We start from the raw sequence: 22,509 nt of genomic DNA, 5'->3' as shown, positions 1-22,509 counted from the left end.
TGGCTGAGAGCCAGGCACTGGAAACAGGGCCAGACTCTGCCTTCACTCTGGCGGTTACCCAGGGGCGCCCGGCTGTTGAAGCAGACCTTTCAATAGCTGCAGCAACGTCGACAATGTCTTGGCGATCATCTCGTTCAACACTGCAAGCGTGGTCGTTTTCGAATCAGGCGCAGGGGGCGGCGCCGGGGACGGCACTACATTTGGCATGGGTAATGGCACCGGCTTGAACCCAGGCGTCGCCCCCGCCCACTGCACATCCGTCGACTTGATCTGGCCAACACTGTTGATCAACAACTCGGCTTTGCCACTGCCGTTCAGGTCAACTTCAAGGCTTGACCGGCCCGTGGCGGCGTCGTACTTGAGCAAGGCCTCGCCAGCGCGCCCCGTGAATCGGTCCGTGAACACCAGGGTGCCCACGCCGGCTTCTTTCAATGCGCCCGACAGGTCGATCTTGTCGGTACCGCTGGTAAAGTCCTCGATCAAGTCAGGATCCTGGGGCGTGGAATCACTGGCCTTGTCGTAGATAAACATGTCCGCTCCGCCGCCACCGCGCAACGTATCAGCCCCTGCTCCACCTTTGAGTCGATTGCCCGCCTCGTTACCGATCAGGGTGTCGCGACCGGCCCCACCTGTTGCGTTTTCAATTGTGCACCCCTTGGCAATCGAGACATTGCCCTTCAAGCCGCCCACGTCAGAGAACGACTCGGCATTGAGGTTGATCTTCTGGTTCTGTGAGAACCCTGAAAAGTCCAACGTATCGTCACCGCCGCCGTCCCATACGCAAAAAACGGGTTTGTCCGTGGCGCTCTTGAGCGTCATCGCCTCCCGCTCGGTGTTGGAGTTGAAACCATACGTGGTGTCGGTATTGCGGGTTTGGTGATTGGCCCCATACAACCGCTGCGCTGCCGCGATGTCGTCCATCATTGGCGCGGATGGATTCGAAGACTGAAAGTCGTGGCCGGCCTGGTTTTTCTCCGACCAGTAGCTCATGACGCTGCGCGCCTTGGTATCCCCGGCATAGACCGCGCCACTGTTGTAGGCAGAGCCGCCACCATTGTAGTTGCCTGGATGCTGCAGGCCGATGGCGTGCCCGATTTCATGTACCGCGGTCACCGAAAAGTGGCTGCCCAGGCCAGGTCTGCTCCCTGCTTTCAGCGTGCCTATCGTCGCGGTCGTGCTGGTGTTGGAGCGTGTAGGTGATGTGGCAACACCACGGTCACCGCGAGGGTTGTTTTTAATGTTTACCGTGCCGTCTGCCCCATCTGCCTGCTCCTTGAGGTTAATGTTGGCAACATCCTGCCAGGACTGCACCGCTTGACGAACGCGTTGTTGCTGCTGCGCGGTGAAACTGGGGTCGACGGTGTAGGACAGATCAACTTTCTTGTCGCCGTTACGATCGTGAAACCGCAGGTTGTCCCGCGAGATCTGCTTGCCGGCCTGATCCGTGGTGTAGGTCGGCTTGGCTTTCGCGCCGAAGCCAGTCGGACCGGGGTCAGACTCCGGCAAGTTTTGAAGCATGGGCCTGATGGAGATCGCGTCAAAAACGTTCATGAGAAAGAGCACTCTTTATTAATTAATAGACGAGCCGGAACAATCGGCATCAGCCATTAAGCTCCCATGCATGGAAAGCACGGGACAGCGCTTATTTAGTTCTCACCGAAACATTTAAAAGCGATGAAACACCCGCTAAGAAACTCAATAAATAACTTGTAATTTAAACAACTGAACACACACCAGCCGTTGCGGCAGCGCCTTGGTTTATCAGAAAAAAAACAAAAACCTACACAATGCCGCCAATATGAATACTCCAAACCGGCATCAACAAAGATACATCCACTCAAACTTTTCATCCAAATCCACCAGCGATCAGGACTTCACCGCTTGACGTAACTTCCCACGCTAAATCACCCGCCCATCCCAGCCCACCGTCACATGCCGCGGCAGCTCCCGCCGATGCTGCAACAACCACGCATCCAGCGTATGCCCCACATGGGTCAGCACCCCCAACTGCGCACCCACCTCTTCAATACATTGCAACGCCAGCGTCAGGTCATTGTGATTGCGCGGTGCCTGCGGCTGCGGCGGCATGGAGCAATCGAGTACCAGCACATCCAGCGGCTCGCGTTGCAGCCAATCGCGGGTGGCGGGTGGCAGGCCGACGGTGTCGGTAAGGTAGGCAATGCGCCGCCCTTCACCTTCCAGCAGATACCCCAGGGTGGGCTTGGAATGCAGCAGCGGTAACGCGGTGACGCTCAGTTCACCCAACCGGCGGGTTTCAAACTCGGCAAACGGCTGGCTGAAATCGAGGATGCCGGGGTGTTTGTACAGGTCGGACAACCCTTCCGGATCCACCGGCCCATGCACCGGAATCACCAGCCCCTGGCCCCAGCGCAGATGCAGCAGACCCTGGGCATGATCGGCATGGTAATGGGTCTGGAGAATCCCGTTGAAGCTGCGCGGCGGGAAGCGCTCGGTGAGGTCGGGCAACCCGCTGTCGATCAACCAGCGCTGGTCGCCACACTCGATCAATGCGCTGCATGGGCGGCGGCGCAGGCTCTGGTCATGGCGGGCCAGGCCACAGGCGGCGCACTCACAGCCATACACCGGCACTTGCCGCGCATCGCCGGTGCCCAGCAGTGTCAGGCGCATGCAGGTTGCCCGTCTAGGCAGCCCAGCAAGCGCTCGACCGTGTGTTCCAGTTGGCCGGAATTGTCGAGCAGGAACACATCTGCAGCAGCGCTCAAACCCTCGGCGAATCGCGCATTGCGTGCCAGGCGCAGATCAATATCCGCCAGGGATTCGCGACCCCGCGCCAGCAAGCGCTGGCGCAACACCCCTTGGTCTACCGTCAGCAACACCACCAGCAGGTTCGGGTAACGCAGCCGGGTTTGCGCCAGGTGACCGCGGGAGCCGTTGACCAGCACATCGTGCCCCGCCGCCAGCCACTCATCGATTTCCCGCGGGATGCCATAGGACAACCCGTTGGCGTGCCAGCTGAGGGCAAATGCGCCCTCGGCCTCCATTGCGGCAAACTGCTCCGGGCTCACACCCTGCGCCGCTTCGCCCACCGCTTCCGCCGAGCGGGTGATGACCCGCCGCACAATGCGGCAGCCACGCTCGGCCAGACGCGGTCGTGCGGCATCCAGCAGGCTGTCCTTGCCCGAACCCGATGGTCCGATGAGATAGATCAACCTGCCTGCCATCAAAACACCCTCTTCGCTTGTCGCCACACTTGTTGGACCACGGGCAGTCCGTCGCGGCTCCTGGCTTGCACCAGGTCGGCCCGCAGCCCCGTGGCGATTTCGCCGCGATCACTCAGGCCCGCCGCGTGTGCGGGCGCCAGGCTGATCATCCTGACCGCCCGAGAAAGGTCGCCGCCGTCCTGTTGATTGGCCAGCACGAACGCCGCCTGCAACAGGCTGGCCGGGTAGTAGTCACTGGAAAGTATATCCAGCAATCCTTCGGCGGCCAGGCCGGCGGCGGCCACATTACCCGAGTGGGACCCGCCACGCACCACGTTCGGCGCGCCCATCAGAACTTTCATGTTCAGTTGCCGGCAGCCACGGGCGGCTTCCAGGGTGGTGGGGAATTCGGCGATGGTCATGCCGTAGCGTGCCGACTCCTCGACGTGAGCCAGGGTCGCATCGTCATGGCTGGCCACCGACAGGCCGCGTTCCAGGCAATGCTCGACGATCGCGGCGCGGTAGCGGTCGCTGTACTCCCTGGAGTTGGCCATTTGCAGCTTGATGAACGCGTCCATGGTCTCGTCGTTCAGGTGGTACTTGCCCATGTAGTACTCACGGTACTTGGATTCAAGCACGAACTGGCGCTGGCCCGGCGAGTGGTCCATCACTGACACCAACTGCACCAACGGGTTTTCCACCAGGTCGCGGAACACGCTCAGGGTGTCGGGGTGGCACAGCTCGCAGCGCAGGTGCAGGTGGTGTTCGGCGCGGGTCAGGCCGGCGCTTTCTGCTGCCGCGATGGCGTTGAGCATCGCCGGCAGTTTCTGCATGCGGTTGCCCTTGGGGTTTACGTCGCCGATGGACACCGCGTCGAACACCGTGGTGATGCCGGCCGCGATGATCTGCGCGTCATGGCTGAGCACCGCCGAGGTCGACGGCCAGTCCACGCCGGGGCGCGGGGTCATGTGTTTTTCCAGGTTGTCGGTGTGCAATTCCACCAGGCCCGGCAGCAGGAAATCGCCGTCCAGGTCCTGGGCTTGGGGCAGTTGGCTGCGGCCTTCGGCGATGTCGACGATCAGCCCGTCACGCAGCACGATGCTGCCAAGGAACATGCGATCAGCCGTCACCAGCCGGGCATTACTGAGGATCTGTTCAGCGGGCATGGGCGTATTCCTCTTGGGCAACAGGCGCGGGGGTCATGTCGAAATGGCGGTCGGCGACCGCTTCACGGGCGGCGCGGTCGTGGAAGATGCCGATCAAGGCCGCGCCGGCAGCCTTGGCTTCGTTCATCAGTTCCAGCACCACCTGGCGATTGCTGTCATCGAGGGACGCGGTGGGTTCGTCCAGCAGCATCACCGGCCAGGCCACCATGAAGCCGCGGGCGATGTTGACCCGCTGTTGCTCGCCGCCGGAGAACGTACCGGGTGCCAGCTGCCACAGGCGTTGCGGGATATTCAGGCGGGTCAGCAGATGCTCGGCGCGCGACTGTGCATTGGCCTTCGACCAGCCACGGGCCAGGGCGGGCTCCATCACCACATCCAGGCAGGCCACCCGCGGGATCACCCGCAGAAACTGGCTGACGTAGCCCAGGGTCTGCTGGCGCACCTGCAACACCTCACGCGGCTCGGCACCAACCAGCTCCAGCCATTCGCCAAGGTGCTGTACCCGGATGCTGCCGCCCGCCGGCAGATAGTTACCGTACAGGGTGCGCAGCAACGTGCTTTTACCGGCGCCGGACTGGCCATGCAGCACCAGGCACTCACCGCCTTTCACACTGAACGCCACCCCGCGCAGCACGTTCAGCACCACGCCGTTCTGCTGGTGCAAGGTGAAGGTTTTCGAGAGGTCACGGACCTCGATCAAGGCATTCATCATGGCTGCAATACCGAAGACACCAGCAGTTGAGAGTAAGGGTGCTGTGGATCGTCGAGGATCTGGTCCGTCAGCCCGGTTTCCACCACGCGGGAACGGCGCATCACCATCAGGCGGTCGGCCAGCAGGCGCGCCACGGCGAGGTCGTGGGTGACGATCACCACCGCCAGATCCAGCTCGCGAACGAGGCCGCGCAGCAGGTCGAGCAAGCGCGCCTGTACCGACACGTCCAGGCCGCCGGTGGGTTCGTCCATAAACACAAGGCGCGGGCTGGAGACCAGGTTGCGGGCGATTTGCAGGCGTTGTTGCATGCCGCCGGAGAAGGTCCGGGGCAAGTCGTCGATACGCTGCGGGTCGATTTCCACCTGGCCCAGCCAGTCGAGGCCGGCGCCACGCAGTTGCTCATAGTTGCGCACGCCCTGGGCCATCAGGCGCTCGCCGATATTGGCGCCGGCAGAGACCCCCATGCGCAAACCGTCCCGTGGGTTCTGCTCGACAAAGCCCCATTCGGTGCGCAGCAAGGTGCGACGTTCGGCTTCGCTGGCGCTGTACAGATCCAGCCATTCACCGTCCTTGCCGCGATAGCCGATGTGGCCGGCCTGCGGTGGCAGACGCCCGCTGAGCAGCGAGAGCAAGGTGGACTTGCCCGAGCCCGACTCACCAACAATCCCCAGCACTTCACCGGGGTACAAATCGAAGCTGACGTCCTGGCAGCCCTTCTCTTCCCCGTACAACAACGACAGGTCACGCACTTGCAAAAGAGGCTGGCTCACTGGTTGTTCTCCTTGACCCGTTGGGCGCAATACCAGGTGTCGGAACACACAAAACTCTGGGTACCGGCGTCGTCGAGAATCAGCTCATCGAGGAACGATTCATGGCTGCCGCAGATCGCGCAGGTGTGTTCCCACTTCTGCACTTCGAACGGATGGTCTTCAAAGTCGAGGCTGGTGACCTGGGTGTACGGCGGCACCGCGTACAGGCGCTTTTCGCGACCGGCACCGAACAGCATCAGCGCCGGGCTCATGTCGAGTTTCGGGTTGTCGAATTTCGGGATTGGCGAGGGGTCCATCACGTAGCGCTCATCCACCATCACCGGGTAGGCGTAGCTGGTGGCGATATGGCCGAAGGTGGCGATGTCCTCGTAGAGCTTTACGTGCATCACCCCGTAGTCATTCAGGGCGTGCATGGTGCGGGTCTCGGTTTCCGACGGTTCGATAAAACGCAGCGGCTCCGGGATCGGCACCTGGTAGACCATGATCTGGTCGGCCTGCAACGGAGTTTCCGGGATGCGGTGGCGGGTCTGGATCACCGTCGCGTCCGGGGTGCTTTCGGTGGTGGCGACGCCCGCCGTACGGGCGAAGAAGCGGCGGATCGACACGGCGTTGGTGGTGTCGTCGGCGCCCTGGTCGATCACCTTGAGCACGTCGTCAGCCCCCAGGATCGCGGCGGTCAGTTGCATGCCGCCGGTGCCCCAACCGTAAGGCAGCGGCATCTCGCGGCCACCGAACGGCACCTGGTAACCGGGGATCGCCACGGCCTTGAGCAAGGCGCGGCGGATCATGCGTTTGGTCTGCTCGTCGAGGTAGGCGAAGTTGTACGCCGGGTCACGCGCAGGCGCTTGAGTCAGGTCATTCATGGCGGGTGCCCTCGGCCGGTTGGCGCAGTTTGCGGATCAGTTCCAGCTCGGACTGGAAGTCCACGTAGTGAGGCAATTTGAGGTGGGAAACAAAGCCCGCCGCCTCGACGTTGTCGCAGTGGGACAGCACGAATTCTTCCTGCTGGGCCGGCGAGACGATCTCTTCGTTGAACTCATTGGCCCGCAGCGAGCGGTCCACCAGGGCCATGCCCATCGCCTTGCGCTCGGCATGCCCGAATGCCAGGCCGTAGCCCCGGGTGAACTGCGCCAGCTCGGTGGCCGAGCCGACGAACTGGTTGACCATCTCGCACTCGGTGACTTCGATGCTGCCCAGGCAGATCGGGAAACCCAGCTCTTCCGGGTCGATCCACACCTCCACATCGCCGATGCGAATCTCGCCGGCGAACGGGTGGTTGCGGCCATAACCACGTTGGGTCGAATAACCCAGCGCCAGCAGGAAACCTTCGTCGCCACGGGCCAGGGCTTGCAGGCGCTGGGCGCGGTTGGCCGGGTATTCCAGCGGGTCGCGGGTGATGTCGGCGACGCTGCCGGTGTCGTCGGATTCGTTCTTGATCAGCCCTTCCTTGGCCAGCAGGCCGAGTACCCGAGGGCACGGTTCCAGAGTCGCATCCGGCGTGGTTTGCGGGCCCGGGTATTCACCTTCGGCCAGCAGCGCAAAGTCCAGCAGGCGGTGGGTGTAATCGAAGGTCGGGCCCAGCAGTTGCCCGCCCGGCACGTCCTTGAAGGTGGCCGACAAACGCCGGCTCAGCGACATCTGCGCGGTATCGATCGGCAGGCTCGGGCTGAAGCGCGGCAACGTGGTGCGGTAGGCCCGCAGCAGGAAGATCGCTTCCACCAGATCCCCCGCCGCTTGCTTGATCGCCAGTGCAGCCAACTCCGTGTCGTACAGCGAGCCTTCGCTCATCACTCGCGCGACCGCCAGCGGCAGTTGCTCGCGGATCTGCTCCACGCTCAATTCCGCAATGGAAGTATCGCCCCGGCGTTTTTTCGCCAGCAGGCGGTGGGCATTGTCGATGGCCTGTTCGCCACCCTTGACGGCTACGTACATCAGGCATGCTCCTGTGCAATTCGGGTGCTGCGTGGCAGGCCGATCAGGTGATGGCCGGCGGCGAACAACACGTCCAGGCCACGGGGAAAGGTTTCCCGGCGTTGGCGTTCCAGCCAGAACGCTTGGGGTACGGGCAGGTTGACCTGACGCTGGGTCTTGATCCCCGGACCGCGCCAGTTCAAGGCGCGACCGGCTTCCAGGTCGGTCAACTGGACCAGCAAGGTGCAGGACTGATCCGGGTAGCGGTCATTGCCGTGGTCGAAGCCGCTGAGGTCGAGCAAGTCCTGTTCACCGAGCAAGGCGAACGCGGCCTCTTCCCGGTTGGCGGTCAGCGGGCAGCCGCAGTGGAAGGCCAGGTTGGCGCGGATCAGCGGCGTGTCGAAGCACGGCGCCAGCCAGAGCGGTGTGTCCATATCCAGCAGCGCCAGGCACAGCGCATAGGTAGCCGGCGCCAGGCCTTCAAGGCTGGGGGCCGCGGGCAAGGACTGGATCAGGCCGGGCTCGGCGAGGGCCTTGAGGGCCCCGCGAAAACCGCGCTGGGCGTCCAGCACCGGGTCTACAAAGGCCGGTTGCAAGCGTTGGGCATTCATCAGTTTTCTCCTCGAACCAGGGTGAAGAACTCGACCTTGGTGGCGGCGGTGTCGGCCTCTTTTTGCGCCCGGCGCTCGGCCTGGGCGTTGGCCAGTGCGCCGATCAGGTCGCTGAGCCAGGGGCTCGGGTGTGCGCCTTGCAAATGCGCATCCGCCAGGGCCGCCAGTTCGGCATGGACCTTGTCGCGCCCGGCCAGGTAGCTGTAGCCGGTGCGCCCGTCAGCCAGGCGCACCACGCAGCGGGTCACGCTCATTTCGCCGAGGTTGAACGGCGCGCCATTGCCGCCCATGCGGCCGCGCACCAGGGTCATGCCGATTTCCGGGGCGCGGATCAGTTGGTAATCCACGTCGCGCAGGGCGTCTTCATGGGGCAGCAATTCACTGCGAAAGGCGCGGGCGAGCACGCCGATCCAGTGTTGACGCGGGGACAGGTTCATCGAGGTCTCCATCAGGTCACCACTTGGTACTGGAAGCGATCCGAACGGCTGGTGGACTGCGCCAGCTCCACCGGGCGGCCGTCGCGATCGCGGGAAAGGGTGAATACGGTGAGCGCCGGCAAGTGCCGGGGCATCATCAGCAGTGCGGCTTCGTCGCGGTTGGGCAAACGCGCGCCGATCAGGCTTTGGGTGCGGGTCAACGGCAGGTCGCGTTCACGCAGGTACTGGCGCAGGGAGCCGCCGTTGTAATCCGCCAGCAGCGGCGCATGGCTGGCGCAGTAACGATGGCGGATCAGGCTGACCGGCTGGTGGTCGAGCTTGCGCAGGGTCTGCAGCTCGATCATTGGCGCCATCTCGGCGATGCCCAGTTGCTGGGCCTCTTCGCGGCTGGCAAAGCAGTAGCGGCGCTTGAGCAGCATCGCTTCCACGCCCACGCCTTGGGCCGACAAGGACTGGCTGTAGGAGGTCTCGGCGCCCATCGGGTAAATCAGCGGGCGGTCCAGCACCTGGGTGCCCTTGCCCTGGCGGCGCAACAGGCTGCCTTCGAACACCAGCTCGTCGATGGCGCGGCGCAGGGTGTGGCGGTTGACGCCGAAGCGTTCAGCCAGTTGCACCTCGCCCGGCAGGAATTCACCGGCCTGGTAGCTGCTCAGTTCGCGGCGCAGGATGTCAGCGAGTTCGCGGTACACCGGCTCATCTTGTCTAGACAACTGCATGCTTAAAAAAAGCGCCCTGGGGCACCCCTCCGACGTCAGATGAACTGCTTGCGCAGGCGTTGGGACAGCACGTCGATACAGCTCACCACCACGATGATCACCAGCAGCACCGCGCAGGTCTGCACGAACTGGAACGCGCGGATGTTCTCCCAGAGGATCACGCCGATCCCGCCGGCACCGACCATCCCCACCACCGTAGCCGAACGCACGTTGGCCTCGAAGCGGTAGAGCGCGTAGGACACCCAGAGCGGCATCACTTGCGGGATCACGCCGTAGATCACCTCTTGCAGGGCACTGGCACCGGTGGCTCGCACACCTTCAACGGGGCCCGGGTCGATGGCTTCGACGGCTTCGGCAAACAGCTTGGCGAGGACCCCGGTGGTACTGATCCACAAGGCCAGGACACCGGCAAAAGGACCGAGGCCGACGGCGACCACGAACAACATCGCGAACACCATTTCGTTGATCGAACGGAAGGCATCCATCACCCGGCGCAGCGGCTGGTGAATCCACCACGGCGTGATGTTGTCGGCGCACAGGATGCCCAGGGGCACCGAGCAGACGATCGCCAGCACCGTGCCCCAGAGGGCGATTTGCACGGTGACGATCATCTCCTTGAGGTAGGAGCGCCATTCGTGGAAGTCCGGCGGGAAGAAGTCGGCGGCGAAGGTCGCCATGTTTCCGGAATCGCGGTACAGCGCCAGCGGGTTCATCTCGGCGCCGTGCCAGGCCCAGGCCAGCAGGATCAGGAACAGGCCCCAGCCCAGGTATTGCGGCCAAGTCCTTTTGCCCACTGCTTCAGCATGCAAGGTAGTCATGGGTCACTCTCGGTGTAGGGTTGGAACTGGGCTTAATGTGGGAGCGGGCTTGCTCGCGAATGCGGTGACTCAGTCGCCGGATGCGTTGAATGACACACCGTATTCGCGAGCAAGCCCGCTCCCACATGAACCCGATTCCTACAGGGGGTTAGCCGTTGGCTGCGGTCTTCTTGTCCAGTTCGGTGATGCGCTCTTGCAGCTTGGCCAGGTCGGCGTCGATGTCGGCGAGCTTCCTGGCCTTGTCAGCCGCTTCCAGCTTGTCGTCGGCGCTGATGGTGGTGCGCTGCTTGAACAGTTCCAGTTGGCGGATCGGCAACAACTGGTCGTCGCTGGACTTGAGGAACTTGCCCAGTTGCATGTTCTTCAGCACGGCCTTCTCTTCGTCGGTATCACCGTAGTTGGCGAAGAAGTCGCGGATCTTGGTCTTCTCGCTGTCGCTCAGGGCCTTGCTCCACACCATCGGGTCGGCCGGGATCAGCGGCGACTTCCAGATCACCTTGAGCATGGCGGCCTTGTCCGGCTGGGTGACTTCCAGGCGGTCCCAGCTTTCGGTGTTGAAGGTGGCGACGTCCAACTGCCCCTTGGCCACGCTCAATGCGTTGACTTCATGGCTGGAGTTGAGGGTGCGCTTGAAGGCGGTGGCGGCGTCGACGTGGTTCTTGGCGAACACGTAGTAGCCGGGTACCAGGTAGCCTGAAGTGGAGTTCGGGTCACCGTTGCCGAAGGTCAGGTTCTTGGCGTTCTTGAGCATGTCATCGACGTTGTTGATCGGGCTGTCCTTGCGCACGATCAGCACGCTCCAGTAACCGGCAGCCCCGTTGGCGGCGGCGGTCTGGGCGAAGATTTCGCCGTTGGAACGGTCCACCGCTTCCATCGCGGCCTTGTTGCCCAGCCAGGCCACGTCGACTTTGTTGAAGCGCATGCCCTGGATCAGGCCGGCGTAGTCGGAGGCGAAGGTGGCGTTGATGGTGAGGCCGGTCTTCTTGTGCATGTCATCCAGGAAGGGCTGCCAGATGCTCTTGAGGTTCTGCGAAGACTCGGTGGACATGATGCCGAAATTGATCGCCTTGTCGGCGGCCTGGGCAGTGCCCATGGCCACGCTGGCAAGCAGCACGGCAGACAGAAACACATGACCGATACGGTTCAACATGGAGAGGATTCCTGTGGGTCGTTAGTAAGGTTTCAAGCGCGGGCCAGGGCCAACCGTGCGGGGACGACGGGTGTGCGGGTCTGGTCGGAAAACATCAGGCTGGTGTCGACATCGGCACCGTACAAATCGTTGAGGAACTGGCTGCTCAGCTCGCTGGCCTGGCCATCGAAGTGAATCCGCCCGCCCTTGAGCGCCACGGCTCGCGGGCAATAACGCATGGCGTAATCGACCTGGTGCAGGGTGACCACCACGGTCTTGCCGTCGCGGCCGTTGATGTCGGCGAGGATCTCCATGACCTTGCGCGCCGACTCCGGGTCCAGGGAGGCGATGGGTTCATCCGCCAGGATCACTTCGGCGCGTTGCGTCAAAGCACGGGCGATTGCCACGCGTTGCTGCTGGCCGCCGGACAAGGTGGAGGCGCGCTGGCTGGCCAGGTCTGCCAGGCCGACGCGGGCCAGGGATTCCATGGCGAACTGTTTTTCCTCGGTGTTGAACAAACCGAGGTTGCCGCGCCAGCGCGGCATGCGGCCCAGGCAACCGAGCAGTACGTTGTCGAGCACGCTCAGGCGGTTGACCAGGTTGAACTGCTGGAAGATGTAGCCGATGTCGGCGCGCAGGCGCCGCACCTTGCCATTCAACCGCCCGCTGGCCTGCACTTCCCGGCCCAGCACCTTGACGCTGCCGCCGTTGCTCTTGTCGCAACAGGCCAGGCCCGCGAGGTGGCGCAGCAAGGTGGACTTGCCGGAGCCGGAAGCGCCAATCAGCGCGACCATCTCACCGGTGGCAACGGTGAGTTCGAGGTCGACCAGCGCGGATTTCTTCGCAAAGGTCTTGTTCAGATGATCGACATGGATAGCTGGAGTCATGGGCTTCTCTGTCTGGTTGAACAGCCATCCGTGGCTGCGTTTGAGTTCAAACGACAGTAGGCGCGGGCTGTGTCAGCCCTATGACTTGCACATGACTGGAGTAAAACCGTTTGATGAAGGTTTGATGAAAGGTTGGAAGTAGCTGTAGGACGTTGATCGTTCCCAACGCTCTGCGTGGGAATGCCGCCTCGGACGCTCTGCGTCCATTGAAGTCTTGCGCAGTGGTGACGCGGAGCGTCACGGGATGCATTCCCACGCAGAGCGTGGGAACGATCCATACCTAACCTGTGGCGAGGGAGCTTGCTCCCGCTGGGCTGCGCAGCGGCCCCAAGCCTGGGTGACACGGTCTGTCAGATGTACTGAAGTGGCTGACTTGGGCCTGCTTCGCAGTCCAGCGGGAGCAAGCTCCCTCGCCACAAGGTCTCGCCCGGCATTGGAAATGTGCCGGACTGTGGTGCAATAGCTGGCCGCCAATATGTGCAAAAGGACAACGTGATGGGAAAAGACAAGGCATGTCCGGTCATCCTGCGAACCCGCCAATCCCTGGAAATCCTCGCCTTCAAACACCCACTTGCAGGTCTTCAACTGGTCAAGGGCAGCTTGGAGCCTGGCGAAAGTACCGAGGCTGCGGCAGTTAGAGAGTTGCTTGAAGAAGCCGGGATAACCGGCAAGGTGATACGTGACCTGGGCACTTGGCACTCAGCGTCCACGGGGCATACATGGGCCTTTCATCAATGCCTGATCCCTGAAGACCTGCCAGATACCTGGACCCATTTTGCAGAGGATGATGGCGGCCACGAGTTCCAGTTCTTCTGGCACCCGCTGGCGAGCGAACCGTCAGAAGAGTGGCATCAGGTGTTTAAAGATGCCCTGGAGTTTCTAAAGCCGCGCCTTGCCGAAGTATCGCTTCAGGAATAATCAAGATCCCGGTAAATCGGTGATTTTTCCTACGATCTCTATGGCTTGCAGCAGCCTTAACTCGCCGCTAGCCTCTCCAAGTCGCTGCTCATCAGCGATCGGGTTTGGTCGCCCGGGTTAGAATGGCGCACAGTGCCGCGCAAGCGGCATTATCGTGTTCGCTTTATGGCGAGCTGTGCGTGGGAGGGCCCTGGCCCTGCCGGGTTTCCATTCCCTGGTCGACCAACCTGCGTACAGCTCGCCACCCACCTGCTTGGTCGCAGATGTGGTGAGCTCCCACTGAATGGAGAGTCATTGCATGTACAAGGTCACGCCCAATCCGCCAGAAACGTCTGGCTCCAAGTCTGAAAAAAACAAGCTTCAGGACGCCGCCCAGCGGGCCATCGATCACTACCTGAAACCCGCCGAAACCAAAGCGTCCACCAATGAAAAAAACCACTTCAGTCTGTTCACCGTATCAGCCAACGTTGAAACGGAAGCACTGCTGAGCAACGCCTACGAAACACTCCAGTCTGCCAATGCAATGGCGTTGGACCTTTCCGAAAACATTGATGGCAAAGACCGCAGCCTGGTATTGGCGATGCAACAACTGCTGGAGTTGGGATTGTTGTTGGTGGATAGAGCGCTGGATCGAGAGTGCCCGGTGGCCTGATCAAAACCGAAATCCAACTGGCAACATAAATCCAATGTGGGAGCGGGCTTGCTCGCGAATGCAGAGGGTCAGTCAATACATCGGGTGACTGATCCACCGCTTTCGCGAGCAAGCCCGCTCCCACATTTTGATTTTCATCAGGTTCAAACTGCCCGGTGTTATTGAGCGATGCGGGCGCGCAATCGCGGCATCACAAAATCCAGAAACGCCCGCAGCTTCAGCGGCAACGGCGACTGGCCTTTGTGCACCAAACTGATGGGCAATGGCGCCGACTCAAACGCTTCAAGCAACACCGCCAGTGCCTCTTCCCGCAGCGCATCCGCCACTTGATACGAGAGTACCCGAATCACCCCAACCCCCAACGTCGCCGCCGCAATCGCCGCTTCTGCGGTGTTCACCGACAACCGCGAATGCACCGGTACCGAGAGCCCGGTTTTACCCGCGCCAAATCCCCACGCCCCTTGGGACGCCAGCACTTCGAAGGTGATGCAGTCATGTGCCGCCAAGTCCCGGGGTTCGGCCGGTACACCGCGAGCGGCCAGGTACGCCGGGCTGGCGCACACCACCCGCCGCACCGCGCCCACCTGCATGGCCTTGAGCGAGCTGTCGGGCAACTCGCCAATGCGCACCGCGACGTCGCAGTGTTCTTCCATCAGGTGCACGACGCGGTCGGTGAGGATCAGGTTGATGTCGATCTCCGGGTACTGCGCGAGGAATTCCACCACCACCGGCACGATGTGCAGCCGCCCGAAGACCACTGGCGCGGTAACGACCAGTTCGCCCCGGGGCTGGGAATATTCGCCAGTGGCCGCGCGCTCGGCCTCGCTGATGTCTTCAAGAATGCGCCGGCACGCGTCGAGGTAAGAGGCGCCGGCATCGGTCAACGACAGCTGGCGCGTGGTGCGGTGCAGCAGGCGGGTTTTCAGGTGCGTCTCAAGTTCAGCCACCTTGCGGCTGACGCTGGCCAGCGGCATGTCGAGGCGCCGCGCGGCAGCGGTCAGGCTGCCTGCATCAACCACGGCAACGAAGATGGACATGGATTCAAGACGGTTCATGGCAACCTATCAAATTCTGGAAGGATGATTCCAAATCCTAGGGGATTATCCTGCCAAGCGCGAGTGCGTAACGTTGGCCACTCATCTCCTTCCCGGAGATCTGCATTGAAGGAGAGCGCCGTGAGTGGCCTGCCGATGACATCCCAACCTTCCACAGCGCCTGCGGTCGCGCCGCGCGGCAAGATCATCATGATGGCGGTGATCGCCGGCGCGGTGATTACCAATATTTACTGCACCCAGCCGATCCTGCCGCTGATCGCTTCGGACATGGGCGTGGACGTGACCACCGTGGATCTGGTGGCCGGTTCCGCCCTGCTGGGTTTTGCTACCGGGCTGGCGTTGCTGCTGCCGATGGGCGACCGTTTTGACCGCCGCAAGCTGGTGCTGGGGCAGATCGCCCTGGCGTTCTGTTTCGCCCTGGCGGCGGCGTTTTCACCGGGCATCTGGGCGCTGATCGGGGCGTCTTTCGGCTTGGGGATTGTGAGCTGTGTGCCGCAGCAACTGGTGCCGTTCGCGGCGGTGATGTCGCAGCCCCACGAACGCGGGCGCAATGTGGGCACGGTGGTCAGCGGGATCATGGTCGGCATCCTGCTCGGGCGCACGATCGCCGGCGTAGTCGGTGAGGCTTATGGCTGGCGGGCGGTGTACGCGATGGAGGCGGCCTTCATGATCCCGGTGTGGATCGGTGCCGCCAGGCTGCTGCCACAAGGCGTGCCGAGCACCAACCTGTCCTACCCTCGCCTGCTGACTTCGCTGTGGCCGCTGATGCGCGACAACAGCCCGATTCGCCAATCAATGATGGTGCAGGCGTTGTTGTGGGCTTGCTTCAATGCGTTTTGGGTGAATCTGGCAGCACTGTTGGCTCATGGGCCGTGGCAATTGGGCAGTGCCTGGGCCGGTGGCTTCGGGATTATCGGTGCGGCGGGTGCGTTGGCGGCGTCGCTCGGTGGGCGGGCTTCCGACAGGCTGGGTTCGCGCAAGGTGATTGGGGCGAGTATCGGGATTGTGACCTTGGCGTTCCTGCTGCTGGCGGGTGCCGAGACTTCGATTATCTTGCTGGTGCTGGGGGTGATCGTGCTGGATATCGGCGTGCAGTCGGGCCTGGTTTCCAACCAGACCCGGGCGTTTGCGGTGGACCCGAAAGCTCAGGGCCGCATCAATAGTTTGTACATGACGGCGACGTTTTTTGGCGGTGCGGTGGGGGCGACAATCAGCGGCTGGTTGATGGCGCGGTTGGGCTGGATGGGGATTGTGGAGTTTGGGGTGATGCTGGGGGTGATTGCCGGGGTGGTCCACTGGACAAGCGCGCCCAGGCAGACTGAGGAGCTGGCGTAATTTCAAATCAAACGAGATTCAAAATGTGGGAGCGGGCTTGCTCGCGAATACGGTATATCAGTGCCCGATTTGTTGGCTGACACGCCGTATTCGCGAGCAAGCCCGCTCCCACATTTGAGCTTTGTTGTTGGGTGGACTGTATTCCAAACCAGCCATGAAAAAGGCGACCCGAAGGTCGCCTTTTTTCATTGTGCGTACTGCTTGCTCAACCCCGGCGGTACGCCATGGACATCGGTCTCTTCCCAAGGCCCGTTCGGGCTGATGGACCGGCTCCAGCCGTTGCTCCAGCGGTAGTAGGTGCGCTGGCGGTAGAACGTATCGGCCTGCTCGTCCAGCACGTACACCTGCATCTTTCCGTCCCAGTGGCTGGCCGCACCCGGTGGAGGTGCGAAGGTCGGCGAGGAGCTCGGCACCGGCTTCGACGGTTTGATCACTGGGCCCGAGGGCTGGGTGCCTGGCTGGGTGCTCGGCTGGGTCGACGGCCCTGTCGGTGGAATAGTCGGCCCGGTAGGCGACGGAGGCCGATGGACCGCACAAGCACTCAACCCCAGTACCAGGCTGAGCAGGGTGATACGTGCGATAGCGGTCATGGGCATTTCCTCGAATTATTGGTCCGGACTGTCGATGGTCAGCTGCTGCAGCGCAGTGGTGCTGCTGGCCAGGGGTTGGCTGCGGCCGATCCACTCGCCAGCTGTGGGAACACCTGCCCGGGATATGCGCGCAACCAGTTGGACTTCGGGAAAGTTGGACAGTTTCAACTGCGGCATCATCGCGTCGCTGTCGCCCAGCTCGACGGTGATCGGCAGGTCGGCCACGGTCACGCGCTTGGCGGCCAGGGGCGCCGGCGGGCCTTTGACGGCACGGGCGAAGATGAACACGCTGTCGGTCGGCAAGGCCTTGGCCTTCACATCGGCGGCCAGGTCCACCCGCACTTGTATCTGTTTTTCTGCCTTCACGGGCGCCACGCTGCCGCCGCTCTCCTTGAGCTTCTCGGCGGCCCGGTCGATCCCGCCTTGCAGCGCGGCACGGGAATTGTCGTCCGGTGGCAGTTGCGCCAGCAGGCGGTTCCAGTAGTCGATCGCTTCCTGGTAACGCTGGCCTTCAAAGGCGGCGATGCCCAGCAGGCCGAGGCTGGTGACTTCCTTCGGGTCGAGTTTCAGTGCTTCGTCGGTCAGGGCCTGGACCTTGGGCGACCACTGTTTGTTGTCGGCAAAGTACTGGGCCTGGGCCCACTGGCCGAGCAACTCGGGCTGGCGACCGGCCAGGGCCACGGTGCGCTCGAAGATTTTCGCCGCATCGGCGGAACGGTCCTGGGCCATGTAGGCACGACCGAGGAAGTACAGGCCTTCCGGCGAGTCCGGCTGGGCCGCTGCGGCGCGCTCCAGGCGGCGGGTCATGTCTTCCATGGACACCGGCGGCTGGGAGAATTCGCGGGTCAGTTCGACCTTGTCGCTGGCACCGTAATGCAGGTACAGCGCCACGCCCAGCACCGGCACCAGAAACGCCGCGAGCAACGGCAACGGTTTGCCGAGGCGCGATTCCCGGGGTTTTTCCACACCCTCGGTATCCGCCAGCAACTCACGGGCCGCTTCAGCGCGACCGCTGTCCAGCTGGGCCGCATCCAGCACGCCTTCGGTCTGCTGGGTTTGCAGTTCCGCCACGCGTTCCTGGTACAGCGCCACGTTCAATGCAGTGCGATCCTCTTCACGCTGGGCACGGCGGCCGCGTAACACCGGGATCAGCAGGAAACTCAAGGCAATCAGAAGCAGCAGACCTGCTGCGAGCCAGAAATCAATCATCAGTTTTTTTGTCCAGCAGTTGGTCGAGGCGTTGACGCTCATCGACGGAAAGCGAGTCCGAGCCATCGGCCGGGGCGACACGACGGCGGCGCACAATCACCGCCATAACGACTAAGCCTGTGAGCAACAACCCGGCGGGGCCGAACCACAGCAGCGCAGTCTTGCCGGTGAGCGCCGGCTTGTAGCGCACGAAGTCACCGTAGCGGTCGACCATGAAGTCGATGATCTGCTGATTGTCCTTGCCCTCGCCGAGCATGCGGAAAATCTCTTTGCGCAGGTCGGCGGCGATCGGTGCGTTGGAGTCGGCGATGTCCTGGTTCTGGCACTTGGGGCAGCGCAGCTCCTTGGTCAGTTCGCGAAAACGCTCGCGGTCTCCGTCCTTGGCAAATTCGTAAGTGTCGATGGCGGCGTGGGCCACGCCGACCATGCTCAAGCCCAATACCGCGGCGGCTAACCAACGCTTCATGGCTTGGCCTCGTCCACCAGCGCCTGGTACTTGGCGGCCAGTTGCTCGCGCCACACCACTTCGTCGATCACGCCCACGTACTTGTCGCGGATCACGCCCTTGGCGTCGATGAAGAAGGTTTCCGGAGCGCCGTACACACCAAGGTTCAGCCCGAGGTTGCCGTCTTCGTCGCGGATATCCAGCTGGTACGGGTTGTGGAATTCAGCCAGCCACTTCAGGGCGGCAGCATTGTCGTCCTTGTAGTTGATGCCGTAGATCACCACGCCCTTCTCCGCCAGCTTGTTCAGCACCGGATGCTCCACGCGGCAGGAAATGCACCAGGTGCCCCACACGTTGACCAGTGCCGGTTTGCCCAGCAAATCAGCCTGGGTCAGGGTCTTGTCGCCCTGCACGGTCGGCAGCGAGAACGCCGGAAATGGCTTGCCGATCATGGCGGACGGCAGCTCGGCCGGGTCCAGGTACAGCCCGCGATACAGGAACACCGCCACCACCAGAAACGCCGCCAGCGGTAACACCATCAACCAACGCTTCATACTGGCGCTCCTTGCAGACCGAGGGCTTCACGCACCCGGCTCTTGACCTTGACCCGGTAGCGCCGGTCCATCGCTGCCAGCAAACCACCGAAGCCGGTGAGCAGGCCGCCGAACCAGATCCAGCGCACAAACGGTTTGACGTGGACCCGCACGGCCCAGGCGCCATCGCCCAACGGTTCACCCAGGGCGACGTAGAGGTCGCGGGTGAAACCGGCGTCGATCCCGGCTTCTGTCATCATCGAACTTTGCACGGTGTACAGGCGTTTTTCCGGGTGCAGCACGGCGATTTCCTTACCGTTGCGCACAACGCGTACGGTGCCTTTGTCGGAGGTGAAGTTCGGCCCTTCGAAGTGCTTGGCGCCTTCGAAAATGAAGTGATAGCCGGCCAGGTCCATGGACTCGCCGGGGGCCAGGCGCAGGTCGCGCTCGGCGCTGTTCTGGCTGGACAACACCACACCCAGGGCGCACACGGCGATGCCGATGTGGGCGACCTGCATGCCCCAGTAACTGCGGGTCATGGTCGGCAAGCCTTTGATCAAACCTTTGTGGCGGGTCTTGTCGATCAGGTCGCGTACACCGGCCAGCAATACCCAGGCCGCGAGCATGAAGGTGGCAAGCACGGCCCAGTTGAAGTCGCCGTAGGCAATACCGGCGATCACGGCCAGCGCGGCGCTGCCCAGCAGTACCGGGGTGAGCATGCCCACCAGCCATTTCACCGGGGTGTCTTTCCAGCGCACCAGTACGCCGACCGCCATCACCACCATCAGCAGCGCCATCAAGGGGATGAACAGCGCGTTGAAGTACGGCGGGCCGACGGACAGCTTGGCGCCGCTCAGGGCATCCAGCACCAGCGGGTACAGGGTACCGAGCAGAATCATCGAGGCCGCCACCACCAGCACCAGGTTATTACCCAGCAGCAGGGTTTCCCGGGACCAGAGGTTGAAGCCCACGTGGCTCTTGACCACTGGCGCACGCAGGGCGAACAGCGTCAGGGAGCCGCCGACCACGAACAGCAGGAAGATCAGGATGAACACGCCGCGCTCCGGGTCGGAGGCAAACGCGTGCACCGAGGTCAGTACGCCGGAACGCACCAGGAACGTACCCAGCAGGCTCAGGGAAAACGCGGCGATGGCCAGCAACACGGTCCAGCTTTTGAACACGCCGCGTTTTTCCGTGACTGCCAGCGAGTGAATCAGCGCGGTGCCCACCAGCCAGGGCATGAAGGAGGCGTTTTCCACCGGGTCCCAGAACCACCAGCCGCCCCAGCCGAGTTCGTAGTAGGCCCACCACGAGCCCAGGGTGATGCCGATGCCGAGGAATGCCCAGGCGACGATGGTCCACGGCCGCGACCAGCGCGCCCAGGCCGCATCGAGACGCCCGCCGAGCAAGGCGGCGATGGCGAAGGCGAAGGCGACCGAGAAACCGACGTAGCCCATGTAGAGCATCGGCGGGTGTACGATAAGGCCGATGTCTTGCAGCAGCGGGTTGAGGTCGTGCCCGTCTACCGGGATCTGCGGCAGGATGCGGGTGAACGGGTTGGAGGTCATGATCAGGAACAGCAGGAAGCCGATGCTGATCATGCCCATCACCGCCAGCACCCGGGCCAGCATCACTTGCGGCAGTTGGCGGGAGAAGATCGAGACGGCAAAGGTCCAGCCGCCGAGGATCAATGCCCACAGCAGCAACGAACCTTCGTGGGCGCCCCACACGGCGCTGAACTTGTAGTACCAGGGCAAGGCGCTGTTGGAGTTATTGGCGACGTAGGCGACAGAAAAGTCGTCGGTCATGAAGGCGTAGGTCAGGCAACCGAAGGCGAATACCAGAAAGGCGAACTGGCCCCAGGCAGCCGGCTGGGCCAGGCTCATCCACAGGCGGTCACCGCGCCAGGCGCCCAGCAACGGGACCACGGCCTGGACGATGGCAAAGCACAGGGCGAGGATCATCGCCAGTTGGCCCAACTCCGGAATAAACAGTGCGGACGTCATGACTTAGCCCTCCTTGGCGGGGGTCGGGGCGGATTGGCCGCTGTCTTTGAGGGCCTTGGTGACTTCCGGCGGCATGTATTTTTCATCGTGCTTGGCCAGCACTTCATCGGCCACCACCACGCCGTCGGCGTTGAGCTTGCCGAGGGCAACGATGCCCTGCCCTTCGCGGAACAGGTCCGGGAGGATGCCGCGGTAGGTGATGGTCACGGATTTGTTGAAGTCGGTGACGATGAACTTGACGTCCAGGGAGTCGCCGGAGCGTTGCAACGAGCCTTTCTCGACCATGCCACCGGCACGGATTCGGGTGTCCAGCGGCGCTTCGCCGTTGGCGATCTGGGTCGGGGTGTAGAACAGGTTGATGTTCTCCCGCAGGGCGCTCAGGGCCAGGGTCACGGCAATGCCGACACCGGCCATGATGGCCAGGATGATCAACAGACGCTTTCTACGCAGCGGATTCACTTTTCGGTCTCCCGGCGCAAACGACGCGCCTCTTGTTGCAGGTAACGCTTGCGGGCCAGGATCGGCGCGGCGACGTTGAGGGCCAGCACCGCCAGGCAAATGCCATAGGCCGTCCAGACGTACAGGGCGTGATGGCCCATGGCGAGAAAATCACTGAAAGAGTTGAAGCTCATCCACGGGCTCCCAGGCTGTTTTGCACTTCGGCCTTGACCCAACTGGTGCGGGCTTCTCGCTTGAGCACTTCGAGGCGCATGCGCATCAGCAGCACGGCGCCGAAGAAGCAGTAGAACCCCAGCACCATCAGCAGCAGCGGCGCCCACATTTCCACGGGCATTGCCGGCTTTTCGGTGAGGGTGAAGGTGGCGCCCTGGTGCAGGGTGTTCCACCACTCCACCGAGTATTTGATGATCGGGATGTTGATCACGCCGACGATCGCCAGCACCGCGCAGGCCTTGGCGGCGCTGTCACGGTTGCTGATGGCGTTGCCCAGGGCAATCAGGCCAAAGTACAGGAACAGCAGGATCAGCATCGAGGTGAGTCGCGCATCCCATACCCACCACGAACCCCAGGTCGGCTTGCCCCAGATCGCACCGGTGACCAGCGCCACGGCGGTCATCCAGGCACCGATGGGCGCGGCGCATTGCAGGGCCACATCCGCCAGTTTCATCTTCCACACCAGGCCGACGATGCCGCACACCGCCAGCATCACGTAGCAGGACTGGGCCAGCATCGCGGCAGGCACGTGGATGTAGATGATGCGAAAGCTGTTGCCTTGCTGATAGTCCGGCGGCGCGAAGGCCAGGCCCCAGACCAGGCCGATGCCGATCAGCAATACCGCGGCGATGCTCAACCACGGCAGCAGTTTGCCACTGATGCCGTAAAACCATTTGGGCGAGCCGAGCTTGTGAAACCAGGTCCAGTTCATGCTGTTTCCATCACGGTTGCTTCTCGTCGTTGCGAGAAGCTTA

Annotated in this window: 26 protein-coding genes; 3 read left to right on the top strand and 23 right to left on the bottom strand. The window is 62.7% G+C overall.

Annotated features, from left to right (window positions below; genetic code table 11):
- Positions 1-54: 54 nt before the first annotated feature.
- From HX824_RS13615 to phnC, 14 genes are all read right to left on the bottom strand, one after another.
- On the bottom strand, positions 55-1,551 hold the full coding sequence (locus tag HX824_RS13615) for a M10 family metallopeptidase C-terminal domain-containing protein (protein WP_177049324.1): 1,497 nt from the start codon (positions 1,549-1,551) through the stop codon (positions 55-57).
- A 348-nt stretch (positions 1,552-1,899) separates the two neighbouring features.
- Positions 1,900-2,649, bottom strand: a complete 750-nt coding sequence (gene phnP, locus HX824_RS13610) for a phosphonate metabolism protein PhnP (protein ID WP_003210610.1) — start codon at positions 2,647-2,649, stop codon at positions 1,900-1,902.
- Complete coding sequence (phnN, locus tag HX824_RS13605) at positions 2,640-3,203, bottom strand: phosphonate metabolism protein/1,5-bisphosphokinase (PRPP-forming) PhnN (RefSeq protein ID WP_177054663.1); 564 nt, start codon at positions 3,201-3,203, stop codon at positions 2,640-2,642. Before phnN ends, phnP begins: the two co-directional genes overlap by 10 nt.
- Positions 3,203-4,348 (bottom strand): alpha-D-ribose 1-methylphosphonate 5-triphosphate diphosphatase, encoded by a 1,146-nt coding sequence (locus HX824_RS13600; RefSeq protein WP_177054662.1) that lies wholly within the window; start codon positions 4,346-4,348, stop codon positions 3,203-3,205. Before HX824_RS13600 ends, phnN begins: the two co-directional genes overlap by 1 nt.
- Positions 4,338-5,057: a phosphonate C-P lyase system protein PhnL gene (gene phnL / locus HX824_RS13595; protein WP_177054684.1), complete on the bottom strand. Its 720-nt coding sequence runs from the start codon at positions 5,055-5,057 to the stop codon at positions 4,338-4,340. Before phnL ends, HX824_RS13600 begins: the two co-directional genes overlap by 11 nt.
- A complete protein-coding gene (gene phnK, locus HX824_RS13590) occupies positions 5,057-5,866 on the bottom strand; it encodes a phosphonate C-P lyase system protein PhnK (protein ID WP_085984643.1) in 810 nt (269 codons plus the stop codon). Before phnK ends, phnL begins: the two co-directional genes overlap by 1 nt.
- Complete coding sequence (locus HX824_RS13585; RefSeq protein WP_008434764.1) at positions 5,827-6,693, bottom strand: alpha-D-ribose 1-methylphosphonate 5-phosphate C-P-lyase PhnJ; 867 nt, start codon at positions 6,691-6,693, stop codon at positions 5,827-5,829. The genes phnK and HX824_RS13585 overlap by 40 nt, the downstream gene beginning before the upstream one ends.
- Complete coding sequence (locus HX824_RS13580) at positions 6,686-7,762, bottom strand: carbon-phosphorus lyase complex subunit PhnI (RefSeq protein WP_177054661.1); 1,077 nt, start codon at positions 7,760-7,762, stop codon at positions 6,686-6,688. The genes HX824_RS13585 and HX824_RS13580 overlap by 8 nt, the downstream gene beginning before the upstream one ends.
- Positions 7,762-8,352 carry a phosphonate C-P lyase system protein PhnH gene (gene phnH, locus HX824_RS13575; protein WP_063028147.1) on the bottom strand — a complete coding sequence of 197 codons (591 nt, stop codon included), beginning with the start codon at positions 8,350-8,352 and terminating at the stop codon, positions 7,762-7,764. The genes HX824_RS13580 and phnH overlap by 1 nt, the downstream gene beginning before the upstream one ends.
- Positions 8,352-8,789, bottom strand: coding sequence for a phosphonate C-P lyase system protein PhnG (phnG, locus tag HX824_RS13570; protein ID WP_003210619.1), 438 nt, complete (start codon positions 8,787-8,789; stop codon positions 8,352-8,354). The genes phnH and phnG overlap by 1 nt, the downstream gene beginning before the upstream one ends.
- Positions 8,790-8,800: 11 nt before the next feature.
- The gene (gene phnF, locus HX824_RS13565; RefSeq protein ID WP_166742177.1) at positions 8,801-9,505 is read right to left on the bottom strand and encodes a phosphonate metabolism transcriptional regulator PhnF; all 705 of its coding nucleotides are present in this window, start codon (positions 9,503-9,505) and stop codon (positions 8,801-8,803) included.
- Positions 9,506-9,540: 35 nt separating this feature from the next.
- Positions 9,541-10,323 carry a phosphonate ABC transporter, permease protein PhnE gene (gene phnE, locus HX824_RS13560; protein WP_003210621.1) on the bottom strand — a complete coding sequence of 261 codons (783 nt, stop codon included), beginning with the start codon at positions 10,321-10,323 and terminating at the stop codon, positions 9,541-9,543.
- Positions 10,324-10,471: 148 nt separating this feature from the next.
- Positions 10,472-11,473: a phosphonate ABC transporter substrate-binding protein gene (phnD, locus tag HX824_RS13555; protein ID WP_003210622.1), complete on the bottom strand. Its 1,002-nt coding sequence runs from the start codon at positions 11,471-11,473 to the stop codon at positions 10,472-10,474.
- A gap of 32 nt (positions 11,474-11,505) precedes the next feature.
- Positions 11,506-12,339: a phosphonate ABC transporter ATP-binding protein gene (phnC, locus tag HX824_RS13550; RefSeq protein WP_087694468.1), complete on the bottom strand. Its 834-nt coding sequence runs from the start codon at positions 12,337-12,339 to the stop codon at positions 11,506-11,508.
- Between the two features lie 495 nt (positions 12,340-12,834).
- Here phnC and HX824_RS13545 point away from each other — a divergent pair, with 495 nt between their 5' ends.
- Both HX824_RS13545 and HX824_RS13540 read left to right on the top strand, forming a co-directional pair.
- Positions 12,835-13,257 (top strand): NUDIX domain-containing protein, encoded by a 423-nt coding sequence (locus tag HX824_RS13545; protein ID WP_102604693.1) that lies wholly within the window; start codon positions 12,835-12,837, stop codon positions 13,255-13,257.
- A 298-nt stretch (positions 13,258-13,555) separates the two neighbouring features.
- The gene (locus HX824_RS13540) at positions 13,556-13,909 is read left to right on the top strand and encodes a DUF6124 family protein (RefSeq protein ID WP_087694315.1); all 354 of its coding nucleotides are present in this window, start codon (positions 13,556-13,558) and stop codon (positions 13,907-13,909) included.
- Between the two features lie 158 nt (positions 13,910-14,067).
- Here the strand turns inward: HX824_RS13540 and HX824_RS13535 are convergent, their stop codons facing one another.
- Entirely contained in the window at positions 14,068-14,964 is an 897-nt protein-coding gene (locus HX824_RS13535) for a LysR family transcriptional regulator (protein WP_177054659.1), read from the bottom strand.
- Positions 14,965-15,099: 135 nt separating this feature from the next.
- On the opposite strand from HX824_RS13535, the gene HX824_RS13530 reads away from it, so the two are divergent.
- Positions 15,100-16,299: an MFS transporter gene (locus HX824_RS13530; RefSeq protein ID WP_177054683.1), complete on the top strand. Its 1,200-nt coding sequence runs from the start codon at positions 15,100-15,102 to the stop codon at positions 16,297-16,299.
- 185 nt (positions 16,300-16,484) lie between these two features.
- On the opposite strand, the gene HX824_RS13525 is transcribed toward HX824_RS13530, so the two are convergent.
- From HX824_RS13525 to HX824_RS13490, 8 genes are read right to left on the bottom strand one after another with little or no spacing between them, the layout of a single operon-like run.
- Complete coding sequence (locus HX824_RS13525; RefSeq protein WP_167663638.1) at positions 16,485-16,889, bottom strand: hypothetical protein; 405 nt, start codon at positions 16,887-16,889, stop codon at positions 16,485-16,487.
- Positions 16,890-16,904: 15 nt separating this feature from the next.
- Positions 16,905-18,098, bottom strand: coding sequence for a c-type cytochrome biogenesis protein CcmI (gene ccmI / locus HX824_RS13520; protein WP_102369664.1), 1,194 nt, complete (start codon positions 18,096-18,098; stop codon positions 16,905-16,907).
- The gene (locus tag HX824_RS13515; protein WP_003210629.1) at positions 18,091-18,564 is read right to left on the bottom strand and encodes a cytochrome c-type biogenesis protein; all 474 of its coding nucleotides are present in this window, start codon (positions 18,562-18,564) and stop codon (positions 18,091-18,093) included. The genes ccmI and HX824_RS13515 overlap by 8 nt, the downstream gene beginning before the upstream one ends.
- Positions 18,561-19,097: a DsbE family thiol:disulfide interchange protein gene (locus tag HX824_RS13510; RefSeq protein ID WP_008434782.1), complete on the bottom strand. Its 537-nt coding sequence runs from the start codon at positions 19,095-19,097 to the stop codon at positions 18,561-18,563. The genes HX824_RS13515 and HX824_RS13510 overlap by 4 nt, the downstream gene beginning before the upstream one ends.
- Entirely contained in the window at positions 19,094-21,082 is a 1,989-nt protein-coding gene (locus tag HX824_RS13505; RefSeq protein WP_087694319.1) for a heme lyase CcmF/NrfE family subunit, read from the bottom strand. Before HX824_RS13505 ends, HX824_RS13510 begins: the two co-directional genes overlap by 4 nt.
- Before the next feature lie 3 nt (positions 21,083-21,085).
- Complete coding sequence (gene ccmE / locus HX824_RS13500) at positions 21,086-21,541, bottom strand: cytochrome c maturation protein CcmE (RefSeq protein ID WP_008434786.1); 456 nt, start codon at positions 21,539-21,541, stop codon at positions 21,086-21,088.
- Positions 21,538-21,714, bottom strand: coding sequence for a heme exporter protein CcmD (ccmD, locus tag HX824_RS13495; protein ID WP_008434788.1), 177 nt, complete (start codon positions 21,712-21,714; stop codon positions 21,538-21,540). The genes ccmE and ccmD overlap by 4 nt, the downstream gene beginning before the upstream one ends.
- On the bottom strand, positions 21,711-22,466 hold the full coding sequence (locus HX824_RS13490) for a heme ABC transporter permease (protein WP_008434790.1): 756 nt from the start codon (positions 22,464-22,466) through the stop codon (positions 21,711-21,713). Before HX824_RS13490 ends, ccmD begins: the two co-directional genes overlap by 4 nt.
- Between the last annotated feature and the right edge of the window lie 43 nt (positions 22,467-22,509).

Origin of the sequence: Pseudomonas sp. D4002 (assembly GCF_013385665.1) — a bacterium.
Lineage (GTDB): Bacteria > Pseudomonadota > Gammaproteobacteria > Pseudomonadales > Pseudomonadaceae > Aquipseudomonas.
The sequence above is the reverse complement of the archived record's forward strand: the minus strand, read 5'-3'. Positions and strand labels throughout refer to the sequence as shown.

Bases quoted from the DNA above. Each gene is read 5' to 3' on its own strand.
- HX824_RS13615 (WP_177049324.1), bottom strand. From the start codon at position 1,551: ATGAACGTTTTTGACGCGATCTCCATCAGGCCCATGCTTCAAAACTTG.
- phnP (WP_003210610.1), bottom strand. From the start codon at position 2,649: ATGCGCCTGACACTGCTGGGCACCGGCGATGCGCGGCAAGTGCCGGTG.
- phnN (WP_177054663.1), bottom strand. From the start codon at position 3,203: ATGGCAGGCAGGTTGATCTATCTCATCGGACCATCGGGTTCGGGCAAG.
- HX824_RS13600 (WP_177054662.1), bottom strand. From the start codon at position 4,348: ATGCCCGCTGAACAGATCCTCAGTAATGCCCGGCTGGTGACGGCTGAT.
- phnL (WP_177054684.1), bottom strand. From the start codon at position 5,057: ATGAATGCCTTGATCGAGGTCCGTGACCTCTCGAAAACCTTCACCTTG.
- HX824_RS13585 (WP_008434764.1), bottom strand. From the start codon at position 6,693: ATGAATGACCTGACTCAAGCGCCTGCGCGTGACCCGGCGTACAACTTC.
- HX824_RS13580 (WP_177054661.1), bottom strand. From the start codon at position 7,762: ATGTACGTAGCCGTCAAGGGTGGCGAACAGGCCATCGACAATGCCCAC.
- phnH (WP_063028147.1), bottom strand. From the start codon at position 8,352: ATGAATGCCCAACGCTTGCAACCGGCCTTTGTAGACCCGGTGCTGGAC.
- phnG (WP_003210619.1), bottom strand. From the start codon at position 8,789: ATGAACCTGTCCCCGCGTCAACACTGGATCGGCGTGCTCGCCCGCGCC.
- phnF (WP_166742177.1), bottom strand. From the start codon at position 9,505: ATGCAGTTGTCTAGACAAGATGAGCCGGTGTACCGCGAACTCGCTGAC.
- phnE (WP_003210621.1), bottom strand. From the start codon at position 10,323: ATGACTACCTTGCATGCTGAAGCAGTGGGCAAAAGGACTTGGCCGCAA.
- phnD (WP_003210622.1), bottom strand. From the start codon at position 11,473: ATGTTGAACCGTATCGGTCATGTGTTTCTGTCTGCCGTGCTGCTTGCC.
- phnC (WP_087694468.1), bottom strand. From the start codon at position 12,339: ATGACTCCAGCTATCCATGTCGATCATCTGAACAAGACCTTTGCGAAG.
- HX824_RS13545 (WP_102604693.1), top strand. From the start codon at position 12,835: ATGGGAAAAGACAAGGCATGTCCGGTCATCCTGCGAACCCGCCAATCC.
- HX824_RS13540 (WP_087694315.1), top strand. From the start codon at position 13,556: ATGTACAAGGTCACGCCCAATCCGCCAGAAACGTCTGGCTCCAAGTCT.
- HX824_RS13535 (WP_177054659.1), bottom strand. From the start codon at position 14,964: ATGAACCGTCTTGAATCCATGTCCATCTTCGTTGCCGTGGTTGATGCA.
- HX824_RS13530 (WP_177054683.1), top strand. From the start codon at position 15,100: ATGACATCCCAACCTTCCACAGCGCCTGCGGTCGCGCCGCGCGGCAAG.
- HX824_RS13525 (WP_167663638.1), bottom strand. From the start codon at position 16,889: ATGACCGCTATCGCACGTATCACCCTGCTCAGCCTGGTACTGGGGTTG.
- ccmI (WP_102369664.1), bottom strand. From the start codon at position 18,098: ATGATTGATTTCTGGCTCGCAGCAGGTCTGCTGCTTCTGATTGCCTTG.
- HX824_RS13515 (WP_003210629.1), bottom strand. From the start codon at position 18,564: ATGAAGCGTTGGTTAGCCGCCGCGGTATTGGGCTTGAGCATGGTCGGC.
- HX824_RS13510 (WP_008434782.1), bottom strand. From the start codon at position 19,097: ATGAAGCGTTGGTTGATGGTGTTACCGCTGGCGGCGTTTCTGGTGGTG.
- HX824_RS13505 (WP_087694319.1), bottom strand. From the start codon at position 21,082: ATGACGTCCGCACTGTTTATTCCGGAGTTGGGCCAACTGGCGATGATC.
- ccmD (WP_008434788.1), bottom strand. From the start codon at position 21,714: ATGAGCTTCAACTCTTTCAGTGATTTTCTCGCCATGGGCCATCACGCC.
- HX824_RS13490 (WP_008434790.1), bottom strand. From the start codon at position 22,466: ATGAACTGGACCTGGTTTCACAAGCTCGGCTCGCCCAAATGGTTTTAC.